Source organism: Bacillus sp. LL01 (assembly GCF_001037965.1).
Map to the genome: position 1 here is coordinate 1 of NZ_LFEL01000032.1, position 11360 is coordinate 11360.

Annotated in this window: 13 protein-coding genes; all 13 read right to left on the reverse strand. The window is 40.5% G+C overall.

What is annotated here, in order from left to right:
• On the reverse strand, positions 1-292 hold a 292-nt coding region (locus AB685_RS22480; protein WP_047972811.1), incomplete at its 3' end, for an OB-fold nucleic acid binding domain-containing protein.
• A gap of 191 nt (positions 293-483) precedes the next feature.
• On the reverse strand, positions 484-1485 hold the full coding sequence (dusB, locus tag AB685_RS22485) for a tRNA dihydrouridine synthase DusB (RefSeq protein ID WP_047972812.1): 1002 nt from the start codon (positions 1483-1485) through the stop codon (positions 484-486).
• A 21-nt stretch (positions 1486-1506) separates the two neighbouring features.
• On the reverse strand, positions 1507-1710 hold the full coding sequence (locus AB685_RS30545) for a helix-turn-helix transcriptional regulator (RefSeq protein ID WP_082153729.1): 204 nt from the start codon (positions 1708-1710) through the stop codon (positions 1507-1509).
• The gene (gene folK / locus AB685_RS22490; protein WP_047972813.1) at positions 1662-2189 is read right to left on the reverse strand and encodes a 2-amino-4-hydroxy-6-hydroxymethyldihydropteridine diphosphokinase; all 528 of its coding nucleotides are present in this window, start codon (positions 2187-2189) and stop codon (positions 1662-1664) included. Before folK ends, AB685_RS30545 begins: the two co-directional genes overlap by 49 nt.
• On the reverse strand, positions 2179-2547 hold the full coding sequence (gene folB / locus AB685_RS22495) for a dihydroneopterin aldolase (protein ID WP_047972814.1): 369 nt from the start codon (positions 2545-2547) through the stop codon (positions 2179-2181). The genes folK and folB overlap by 11 nt, the downstream gene beginning before the upstream one ends.
• Positions 2540-3313 carry a dihydropteroate synthase gene (gene folP, locus AB685_RS32180; protein WP_241773363.1) on the reverse strand — a complete coding sequence of 258 codons (774 nt, stop codon included), beginning with the start codon at positions 3311-3313 and terminating at the stop codon, positions 2540-2542. The genes folB and folP overlap by 8 nt, the downstream gene beginning before the upstream one ends.
• Before the next feature lie 33 nt (positions 3314-3346).
• Positions 3347-4204, reverse strand: a complete 858-nt coding sequence (pabC, locus tag AB685_RS32185) for an aminodeoxychorismate lyase (RefSeq protein ID WP_047972816.1) — start codon at positions 4202-4204, stop codon at positions 3347-3349.
• Complete coding sequence (gene pabA, locus AB685_RS22510) at positions 4201-4785, reverse strand: aminodeoxychorismate/anthranilate synthase component II (protein ID WP_047972817.1); 585 nt, start codon at positions 4783-4785, stop codon at positions 4201-4203. The genes pabC and pabA overlap by 4 nt, the downstream gene beginning before the upstream one ends.
• Before the next feature lie 21 nt (positions 4786-4806).
• Positions 4807-6249, reverse strand: a complete 1443-nt coding sequence (locus AB685_RS22515) for an anthranilate synthase component I family protein (protein WP_277814304.1) — start codon at positions 6247-6249, stop codon at positions 4807-4809.
• A 164-nt stretch (positions 6250-6413) separates the two neighbouring features.
• Positions 6414-7337, reverse strand: a complete 924-nt coding sequence (cysK, locus tag AB685_RS22520) for a cysteine synthase A (RefSeq protein ID WP_047972818.1) — start codon at positions 7335-7337, stop codon at positions 6414-6416.
• Between the two features lie 103 nt (positions 7338-7440).
• Entirely contained in the window at positions 7441-8319 is an 879-nt protein-coding gene (gene hslO, locus AB685_RS22525; protein WP_047972819.1) for an Hsp33 family molecular chaperone HslO, read from the reverse strand.
• A gap of 25 nt (positions 8320-8344) precedes the next feature.
• Positions 8345-9127: a type III pantothenate kinase gene (locus AB685_RS22530; protein WP_047972820.1), complete on the reverse strand. Its 783-nt coding sequence runs from the start codon at positions 9125-9127 to the stop codon at positions 8345-8347.
• Between the two features lie 97 nt (positions 9128-9224).
• Entirely contained in the window at positions 9225-11234 is a 2010-nt protein-coding gene (gene ftsH / locus AB685_RS22535; RefSeq protein ID WP_047972821.1) for an ATP-dependent zinc metalloprotease FtsH, read from the reverse strand.
• Between the last annotated feature and the right edge of the window lie 126 nt (positions 11235-11360).

An 11360-nucleotide genomic window follows, 5' to 3' on the forward strand; every position in this document is an offset into this window, starting at 1 on the left:
CAATTGCATCCTTACGAACATAAATTTGGACTTGTCCAGATAGGTCTTGAATATGTGCAAAGCCAGCTTTACCTTTGCCACGCTTTGTCATAATACGTCCAGCAAGTGTTACTTTATGGCCTTGWTCTTCTAAATCTTCTTTAGATAAATCAGCAAATGCTTTTTCCATTGTCTTGGCTGTATGTGTTCTTTCAAACCGTCCACCAAATGGGTTTGTGCCTTGTGCTTCTAACTGTAAAAGCTTATCGCGACGCACAGCAAGCAAATCATTTAATTCGACATCTTGGCTCATTACCTACTCATCTCCTCTATTTAACTCAATCATTTTAAGCTAACCATCTCGAGTCAACCTTCTTGTATGAATCATCCCAGATCAACTTATTACTAATCATTATACAGTTTTTTTCTACATAGAAAAACTGCCAGTGATTAGCTGGCAGTTTCATAAACTCAAACGAATTATAGTGAATTATCGCCCGAAAGTCAAACAGCACTAGACTCCGCAGCCATTTTCTCTTCAAGTTGATCAATATATGCATATAATGATTTCTCAACATCAACTTTCGTTTCGAAATTATTAATTTGATCACGAATGCGTCCGTTCCCACTTAATCCTTTTAAATACCATGCGGCATGCTTTCTCATCTCACGTACAGCAACCGATTCTCCTTTAAGATCAATCAAGCGCTCTAAGTGGATCATACAAACATCAATTTTCTCACGTGGAGTCGGATCTGGCATTAACTCTCCACTTTCAAGGTATTTAACTGTACGATAAAGCATCCATGGGTTACCCAATGCCGCCCGTCCAATCATCACCCCATCTACTCCGACCTCATCAAGCATACGACGAGCATCTTGAGGGGTTTGTACATCGCCATTTCCGATAACAGGAATATTAACAGCACCTTTTACCTCTTTAATAATGTTCCAGTCAGCATGCCCTTCATACATTTGTACACGTGTACGACCATGAACAGCAACTGCGCTTCCTCCTGCACGTTCAACTGCCTGTGCATTTTCAACCGCATAAACATGATCGGCGTCCCAGCCAATACGCATCTTAACCGTTACAGGCTTATCTACGGCATCAACCGTCGCTGCAACCATATCATAAATTTTGTTAGGGTCAAGCAACCATCTCGCACCAGCATCACATTTTGTGATTTTTGGTACAGGACACCCCATATTAATATCAATAATATCGGCATTTGTATTTTTGTCTACAAATTTAGCCGCTTCAACTAATGTCTCTTTCTCTCCACCAAAAATTTGTAGGCTTAGTGGCTTCTCGCGATCATCTACATAAAGCATACTAAGTGACCTCTCATTTTTATGGAGAATAGCCTTGTCACTTACCATCTCTGCACACACTAATCCTGCACCAAACTCTTTCGCAATTAGACGAAAAGCAGGGTTACAAACTCCCGCCATCGGGGCAAGGACAACTTGGTTGTTCATTTCGATATTTCCAATCTTCAACACTATATATTCACCTCCGTTTAATCATCTCTTGATCAAGTCTTGCTTTGTTATATTAAGGATTGAGGTCACTTTTTCGAGCATTTTCTCATCAGGTAACCTGCTCCCTCTCTCTACTTCACCTAAAACAGAGACTGATATTCCCATCTCTTTAGCGAACCGTTGCTGGGTAAAACCTTTCAGCTTTCGGAATGCCCTGATTCTTCTTCCCCAACTTTCGATCTCCATACATTTACACCCTCTTTATCTGGCAACGCCTCATATATATCTTCAATCGATTGATTACGCATTTGAAAGTAAATTGTTGGTTCTAGTTCATAAAGCGGTACGATCACAAATGCACGCTCAAACATTCTAGGATGAGGAATGCATAAGTTCTCTATTTTCATATTTTGTTGATCAAAGAGAAGAATGTCAAGATCTATCGTTCTAGGTCCCCACCTGATATCACGCTTGCGTCCGCATGTATCTTCAATCGACTGCGTAGTTTCCAATAATTTCTCTGGGCTTAAATTTGTGTGAATTTGAATGACCATGTTCAAAAATGATTGCTGATCAACATATCCGATAGGTTCTGTTTCATAGATTGACGATGTTGCTACGAGCTCTATATCATTCTCTCTTTGTAAGCGGTCAATGGCTTCCTCTAAATAAGCAGCTCGATCACCAATATTAGAGCCGAGTGCAATATAGACATTATGCTTCATTTTTCCCCCTCGTAATCTCAACAGCGACAGATTTGTAGTGTCCTGGAATAGGAGGATCAGGTTTAATAAGTTTCACGGTACAAAGTTCTAAGCGCTCATATGAAGTAAGTAACTCTTTAGCAATTTTCTCAGCAACGGTTTCCACCAATTTATAAGGTTTACCCTCGACAATTTCTTTTACTCTTTTATAAACATCGCCATAGTTGATCGTCTCGTCAATGTCATCTGTTGCACCAGCCTCTTTTAAATCWAGCTCTAGTGTTAGATCGACGTAAAAACGTTGACCTAACTTGTTTTCTTCTTTAAAAACACCGTGAAAACCGTAAAATTCAAGTCCATCCATATAGATCTTATCCATTATGAACCACTCCTCCTAGCATCGCATCCATCATTTTGGCCATCCGACTCATTTCTACTACATCATGAACGCGAACAATTTCGCATCCCTTAGCAATTCCCAAACAAACCGTAGCGCCAGTTCCTTCTACCCGCTCATCTACAGGTAGAGCTAACGTTTTAGCAATAAAGGATTTTCTAGATGTACCTAACAACACGGGGTAACCAATCGCAACAAACTCATCAAGTCTACGCATCGCCTCTAAGTTCTGTTCATAGGTTTTTGCAAATCCGATACCCGGGTCTATCATAATCTTATCGTCACTAACCCCTGCTCGGTGACATAAGGCGATACTTTCATCAATATCACGTTTCATATCTTCTAAGAGGTCTCCGTAATCCTTGTTATCACGATTGTGCATCAAGATAATTTCTGCACCTGTTTCAAAAGCCACTTGTGCCATCATAGGATCAGCTTTAGCTCCCCATACATCGTTGATAATATTAGCCCCTGCTTTGATCGCTTCCCTGGCTACTTCAGCTTTGTACGTATCAATTGAAATAGGGACATCAACAACTTCTCTTACCGCTTTAATAACTGGAATAACACGTGCTAGCTCCTCATCTGCAGGGACTTTCGCAAATCCTGGTCGTGTCGACTCACCGCCAATATCAATGATATCTGCACCTTGTGCTACCATTTCATATGCTCTTTTAGCAGCGACTTCAACCTCGTTATACCTTCCTCCATCTGAAAAAGAGTCAGGTGTAGCGTTTAAAATCCCCATAATCTTTGTTCGATTTCGCACAACGATCTCTCCTTATAGCTCGCTTCTACTTAAAAGCTCTCGGCATTGTTCTTGGTATAATTGCTGAAGTTTTTTTGTTACAGGTGGGCTAGACTTATACAGATGAGATTGAATGGATGTGAGGGATACAACCTCTTGAATTGAATTGGTCACAAAAGCCTCATCCGCCTCATATAAATCTTTCTCTAGATAAAAACCTTCTTCTACTTCATACCCCTCTTTTTGTAAAAGTCTGATTACAAACTGCCTTGTTATACCATTCAGAATACCCGTTTTAATGGACGGGGTATACACTATACGTTTCTTTATCCAGAATAAATTCGAAACAATCCCTTCTGCTAGATAACCCTCTTCCGTTAAAAAGAGCCCTTCTATACTAGGGTCTGGCCCTATCTCACGCTTTGCTAGTAAGTTATTTAGATAATGATGAGACTTTAATCTTACTTTCGTTTCTGGTGTGTTCCGTCTAGTCTTTAGAATAACCCCTTGTTTTTCTACCTTCATCTTTTGAGGAATCGACTTTATATAAACGATGGTTGTAGGCTTCTCGTAATGACCCGTGTAAAGTCCAAGCCCCTTATCACCGGCTGAGACATTCCACCTTACATACGCATCCATCTCACGAAGGTCATTTGCTTCAATTAAATCATCAAGGACTTTGCGGACTTCCTGGGTATTCATGTCCCACTCTATCCCTAGTGTTGTGAGCCCTTCTTTTAAACGGCGAAAATGGTCATCCAATAAAAAAGGATGACCATTATACACACGAAATGTCTCAAACAAACCCACACCATACATGTAACCATGGTCAAAAGCAGACACTTTCGCTTCCTCTTCCAACACCAGTTCACCATTTACATAGACAATCATTCTACCGGCTSCCTGCGGTATGTTCTAATAAAATTGCGTAACAATTCCTTTCCTGCATCCGTCATGATGGACTCTGGATGGAATTGAACACCTTCTACAGGCAGTTGTTTATGACGAATCGCCATAATTTCGCCTTCTTCCGTTTCAGCCGTTATCAGGAAGCAATCCGGAAGACTCTCTCTTTTAACGATTAACGAATGGTACCTAGTAGCCGTCAGAGGCGTTGGTATATCTTTGAATATTGTTTCTTGGTTATGTTTGACTAAAGAGGTCTTCCCATGCATAAGACGTCCGGCTCGCACAACCTCTCCTCCAAATACTTGGGCAATTGATTGGTGACCAAGACACACACCGAAAACAGGAATCTTTCCAGCGAAATAACGAATCGCCTCTAAACTAATTCCTRCCTCATTGGGGCTGCATGGTCCTGGTGAAATCATCAAGTAATCAGGATTTAACTCTTCAATTTCCTCAATGGTGATTTGGTCATTTCGTCTTACAACCAACTCCTCGCCCATCTCACCTAAATATTGGACCAAGTTATACGTAAATGAATCATAGTTATCAATCATAATAATCATATCTTTTCCTCCTCAGCTCAACTAACTATTTACTCGTTCTCTCAACTCTTCTTCACTCAACTCAAGTGCATGCCATAATGCTCTTGCTTTCTTAGACGATTCCTTATATTCGTGACGCGGGTTTGAATCGATCACGATCCCTGCTCCAGCTTGAACATGTGCTTGCCCATCTTTACAGACCATGGTACGGATTGTAATATTAAGCTCCATTTCATCATTAAAGCCAATCCAACCAATCGAGCCGGTATAAATCCCTCTTCTTACGGGTTCTAGCTCTTCTATGATTTCCATTGTGCGGACTTTAGGAGCTCCAGTAATTGTTCCACCTGGGAAGGTTGCTCGAATTACCTCGTAAAGATCATGCTCAGCACTAAGTTTCCCTCTAACATTTGAAACGATATGCATGACATGGGAATATTTTTCAATGACCATCAACTCATTTACTTCAACACTTCCATATTCACATACCCTGCCTAAATCATTTCTCTCAAGGTCAACAAGCATGACATGTTCAGCCCGTTCTTTTTCATTTTCAATTAAGGAGACAGCAAGCTGTTGATCTTCCTCCGCGTCCTTCCMTCGTGAACGAGTTCCAGCAATCGGACGAGTGCTGACCTCTATACCTTGTTTCTTGACAAGTAACTCAGGGGAGGCACTGACAAATTGAAAAGCGGGTGTATGAAGGTAACTCATATAAGGGGATGGGTTTAGCTTACGTAATGTCTCATAGACATGCATCGCCTCACATGTCAAACCTTTTGATTGCCTTACAGAGAGATTTACTTGGAACACATCACCTGCTGCAATATATTCTTTTATCTTTTCAACAGCTTCTCCAAATTCCACTTCACTCATCGAAGCAGAATTTCCGTGTGTTGTTTTTTGCACTTGATAGTTCCAAGCAGTTTCAGGTCGGGAGCTCTTCCAAGCCTGTTCATAACCTTTTAAACGATCATCAAGGTCTGCTGAGTCGCCTTGTTCACCATGGACAATGACCCACATCTTTTCTTCTTTATGCTCATAGATAAATACATCATGGAACAGCATGAAAAAGAGATCAGGTAGGGCGAGGTCATCCTCAGCAAGGAGGGGCAATCGCTCAATTTCCCGGATAATATCATAACTTAAATAACCAATCGCTCCCCCTTGAAAGGATGGGATACCAGGTATAACAGCTGTTTTATAAGGAGCCATCACTTCTTTTAATGAATCTAATAGCTTCCCTTTTTTTATCTCCTCATGCTCACCCTTTTTAACCGTTAAGGTGTCTCTTTTTCCTTCAATAATAGCAAATGGATCAAGCCCAATAATGCTATACTGCCCTCCACGTCCACTCTCTAAGAGAACTTGATGAGTCTTATTTTTTGATAGATGTTTATATGTTGCAAACCATTCATCCTCCGCTAATGAAAAAGAGGTGGCTTTCGCTATCCAGTTTTCTTTCTTTACGTTCTCTCGTTGCAACGGCTTCACTCCGTTCGTATCATTTACTTCTATGTATTCATTTTACATGACTACGAAATAGAAGAAAAGAACAAGAGCTAGGATTAGCTCAGTCTATTAATGGAAATCCATCTCTAAACAAAAGTAGCCCTACCTAAAAGGTAAGACTACTTTAACGCTAAATCTTAATCTTCAAATTGATAAAGTGGTGTACTTAGGTAACGTTCACCGTTTGAAGGGATAATCGCAACCACTTTTTTACCTGGTCCAAGCTTTTCAGCAAGTTGTAGCGCTGCATAGATCGCTGCCCCAGACGAAATTCCACCTAAAATTCCTTCTTCCTTTGCAGCACGGCGCGCATATTCAAAAGCTTGCTCAGTAGATACTTGAATCACTTCATCATATACCTTCGTGTCTAAAATATCAGGAACAAAGCCAGCACCGATTCCTTGGATTTTATGCGGTCCAGGATTTCCACCAGATAAAATTGGTGAATCTTGTGGCTCCACTGCCGCAATACGGAGACTCGGGAAGTGCTCCTTTAAAAATCCACCAGCACCCGTAATCGTCCCCCCTGTTCCAATACCTGATACAAACCCATCTAATTGGCCGTCAGCTTGTTCCAGCAATTCTTTACCTGTCGTTTCGCGGTGAATTTTAGGGTTTGCCTCATTTTCAAATTGTTGTGGCATAAAGTAGCCATTTTCCTTTGAAAGTTCCGTAGCCTTACGAATTGCTCCACCCATGCCTTCTGGACCTGGAGTTAATACAAGCTCAGCTCCGTAAGCTCGTAATAAGTTACGGCGCTCCATACTCATTGTTTCAGGCATAACTAGCTTTGTTTTGTATCCTTTTGCAGCAGCAACCATTGCTAAGCCGATACCCGTGTTACCACTTGTAGGCTCTACAATTGTATCACCAGCTTTAAGCGTGCCATCTTTCTCGGCTGCCTCAATCATCGCTAAGCCGATACGATCTTTTACACTGCTTCCTGGGTTCATAAACTCAAGCTTTAAATAAACATCAGCATGCTTATCCGTGACAAGACGATTTAATTTGACTAGCGGCGTATGACCAATTAACTCTGTAATCGATTGAACAACTTTCATATATAGCGCCTCCTAATTCCAAGTAAATTCATAGGTTTTGTTTAAAATAATGTTAGCAGACGTTTTCAGATAAGTCAATCAATGAATCCCTTAATTTGCAAAATTATTTTGATTCAGCAATCAATTCCTCTAATTCACTTACATCAAATGTATACACTTCATTACAGAAGTTGCAACGCGTCTCAGCTCCACCATCTTCAGCAATCATCGAACGAATCTCTTCTTCACCTAAGCTTGTTATCGCATTAGACACTCGCTCTTTCGAACACGTACAAGAGAAAGCAACTGGCATTTTATCGAGAATTTTCACATTATCATCACCTAGAAGAGCGTTTAGCATTTCTTCAGGTGGCATTCCTGCCTCCACTAATTTTGAAATAGGAGGAATAGAGCTTAGCCTCTTTTCAATTTCCGTAATAACCTCATCATCAGCTCCAGGCATTAATTGAATGATAAATCCTCCTGCTGCTAAAATCGAGTTGTCAGGGTTCACAAGAACACCAACTCCAACAGATGAAGGTGTTTGTTCTGATGAAGCAAAATAATATGTGAAATCTTCTCCAAGTTCTCCTGAGACAATCGGTACACTTCCTGTAAAGTTATCTCTCATTCCAAWATCTTTTACAATAGATAGATATCCGTCTGTACCAACTGCTCTTGCAACATCAAGCTTCCCATCCTTATTTAAATCAAAATGAGTTTGAGGGTTGGTTACATACCCACGTGATTCTCCTTTCGTATTACTATCAACAATAATTGCGCCGATTGGTCCCCTTCCTTCAATTTTCACAGTAAGCTTCGCGTCACCTTTTAACATCGCTCCCATCATAGTACTTGCCATCATCGCACGACCTAATGCTGCTGATGCAGTAGGCCACGTACCCTGTCTTCTGACTGCTTCGTCAATCATTTCTGTTGCTACTAATGCATATGCACGAACTTTCCCTTCAAAACCTGTTGCTCTTACTAAATAATCACTCATGGTGAACATTCTCCTTTTAATTGGTTTATCCTTTTTTATTACTATCTTTATTCTTCTCATAAATGATTCGGAGCCCTTTTAAAGTGAGAAAAGGGTCAACGACATCGATACTTTTAGCTTCTGTTGAGATCAGACTCGCTAAACCTCCTGTGGCAATAACTACAGGAACTTCTTTTGATTCTTCTTTCATTCGATTGACAATTCCATCAACCTGCCCCACATAACCAAAGAAAATACCCGCTTGCATCGCATGAATCGTATTTTTACCTATTATATGTTCAGGCTTTGCAATTTCAATACGAGGAAGCTTAGAAGCTCTTGTATATAAAGCTTCTGTTGAGATGGAAATCCCGGGTGCAATCGCTCCACCCATATATTGTTTTTGCTCGTTGATGTAGCAATACGTAGTGGCCGTACCGAAATCGACAATAACAAGTGGACTACCATACAACTCTATCGCTGCCACTGCATTAACAATTCGATCGGCTCCAACTTCCCTCGGGTTATCATATTTTATGTTTAATCCTGTTTTAATTCCAGGACCAATGATCATTGGTTGCAACTTAAAATACTTTTTGCACATTTGTTCTAGTGAGAACATGATGGGAGGAACCACAGAAGAAATAATGATACCAGCAATGTGATTAAAGTTTAGCCCCTTATCATTAAATAAAGCTTTAATCGACATCGCATACTCGTCTTCTGTATTTTGTCTGCTCGTAGCTATACGCCAATGGTATACAAGCTCTTCTTGTTTATAGACACCTAGAGCGATATTGGAATTTCCTACATCTATTACGAGGATCATATCTTCACCACATCTTCTACAAAAATRGATTTCAAATTTGAGTTTAAACGAAAAAAGAGAGGATGTCGATTCCGACACCCTCCCTCTAATCAATTGATTAGTCATTCTTTTTGTTCATATCATCTTTTTCAATCGGCTCATCTGTATTTGGCTCTTGTGGTTGTTCAGGCTCTACCTCAGTAGATTCCTCTTTTTTAGAGTTAATGTTCACTTTCACATCGGACTCTTCAGCCTTGTCTTTATTAATATGAGCATTTAGGTGATGACCTTCTGGAAGCTTTCCGTCATTTACTAATGACTTAATTTGCTCAGCATCCAATGTTTCCATATCAAGCAAGGTTTTAGCTACAAGATCTAAGCTATCCTTGTTCTCAAGTAAGATCTCCTTACAACGCACATAACATTCTTTAATAATGCGTTGAACTTCAAGATCGATCTCATGAGCAAATGCATCACTATAGTTTTGTTCATTTTGAATGTCACGACCGAGGAATACTTGCCCACCTGATCCTGAGATAAATTGCATCGGTCCAAGCTTTTCACTCATACCATATTCTGTAACCATTTTTCTGGCAATACCTGTAGCTCGTTGGAAGTCATTGTGAGCACCTGTACTCACTTCTCCAAACGTTACTTCCTCAGCGACACGTCCACCGAGTAAACCAATAATTTTATCAAGTAATTCTGGCTTTGTCATAAAGTAACGATCTTCCTTAGGAAGCATTACCGCATAACCACCAGCCATACCACGCGGAACAATGGTTACTTTATGAACCATATCGGCATTCTCAAGCCTCACACCGACAACCGTATGACCCGCTTCATGCCAAGCAACAATTTTCTTCTCTTTCGGTGAAATGACACGGCTCTTTTTAGCCGGACCTGCAATCACGCGGTCAATCGCTTCTTCAATATGAATCATACTTATCTTCGTATGATCATGTCTTGCTGCAACAAGAGCAGCTTCATTAAGAAGATTTTCAAGATCTGCACCAGAGAAACCAGGCGTTCTTGTAGCGATTGTTTTTAAGTTTACATCGTCATTTAATGGCTTATTTCTAGCATGTACTTTTAAGACTTCTTCACGTCCAATGACATCCGGACGGTTAACTTGAATTTGACGGTCAAAGCGTCCTGGACGCAGTAGGGCAGGGTCTAGGATGTCAGCACGGTTAGTGGCAGCGATGATAATAATTCCTTCATTGGCACTAAATCCGTCCATTTCAACGAGTAATTGGTTTAGTGTTTGTTCACGCTCATCGTGTCCTCCACCAAGACCAGCTCCACGTTGACGACCTACAGCATCAATCTCATCAATAAAGATGATACATGGTGCATTTTTCTTTGCATTTTCAAATAAATCACGTACACGGGATGCACCGACACCGACAAACATCTCAACGAAGTCAGAACCACTTATTGAGAAGAACGGTACGCCAGCTTCACCGGCTACTGCACGTGCAAGTAATGTTTTACCTGTACCCGGAGGACCTACTAATAGGACACCTTTTGGAATACGTGCACCAATAGCAGAGAATTTACGAGGGTCTTTTAAGAACTCAACAACCTCAACTAGTTCTTGCTTCTCTTCATCTGCACCAGCAACGTCTTTAAATTTCGCTTTTTTCTTGTCTTCATTAACCAACTTCGCTTTACTCTTACCAAAGTTCATTACACGGCTTCCGCCACCTTGAGCTTGGCTTAGTAAGAAGAAGAAGAGAATAAATATAATGATGAATGGAATAATCCCAGTGAAAAATTGAACCCATCCACTTGTTTCATCAGCAGGTTCAATATCAAGGTTAAATGGAGCTCCACCTGGTCCTTGGGCACCTGTTAATACTTCAGCAGATTGTTCACTTTTAAGTGCATATGTTTGGAAATATTCATCTTCAGCTTGATCTGTAAATTGACCGCGCACTAAGTACACTTGTCTCTCTGGCTTTACTGACAACTCTTGAACCTGACCATTCTCAAGTCTTTCTATGAATGCATTAAATGATACGTTCTCTGTTTCTGTTTGATCAGAGTTGAATACACTCACAATCCCGACAATGACTAGGAAAATGAGTAAATAAAATATCGTATTACGGAATATCCGATTCATTCTTGACCTCCTCCGACGGGCGTTATAGCTTGGTTTATCCTATCATAATTATTCTTTACCACTCAAATATTAACTCTCGTAGATTTCTGGCTTTAACACACCGATATACGGTAGGTTACGATAACG

Bases quoted from the DNA above. Each gene is read 5' to 3' on its own strand.
- AB685_RS30545 (WP_082153729.1), bottom strand. From the start codon at position 1,710: ATGGAGATCGAAAGTTGGGGAAGAAGAATCAGGGCATTCCGAAAGCTG.
- folK (WP_047972813.1), bottom strand. From the start codon at position 2,189: ATGAAGCATAATGTCTATATTGCACTCGGCTCTAATATTGGTGATCGA.
- folP (WP_241773363.1), bottom strand. From the start codon at position 3,313: ATGGGGATTTTAAACGCTACACCTGACTCTTTTTCAGATGGAGGAAGG.
- pabC (WP_047972816.1), bottom strand. From the start codon at position 4,204: ATGATTGTCTATGTAAATGGTGAACTGGTGTTGGAAGAGGAAGCGAAA.
- cysK (WP_047972818.1), bottom strand. From the start codon at position 7,337: ATGAAAGTTGTTCAATCGATTACAGAGTTAATTGGTCATACGCCGCTA.
- AB685_RS22530 (WP_047972820.1), bottom strand. From the start codon at position 9,127: ATGATCCTCGTAATAGATGTAGGAAATTCCAATATCGCTCTAGGTGTC.
- ftsH (WP_047972821.1), bottom strand. From the start codon at position 11,234: ATGAATCGGATATTCCGTAATACGATATTTTATTTACTCATTTTCCTA.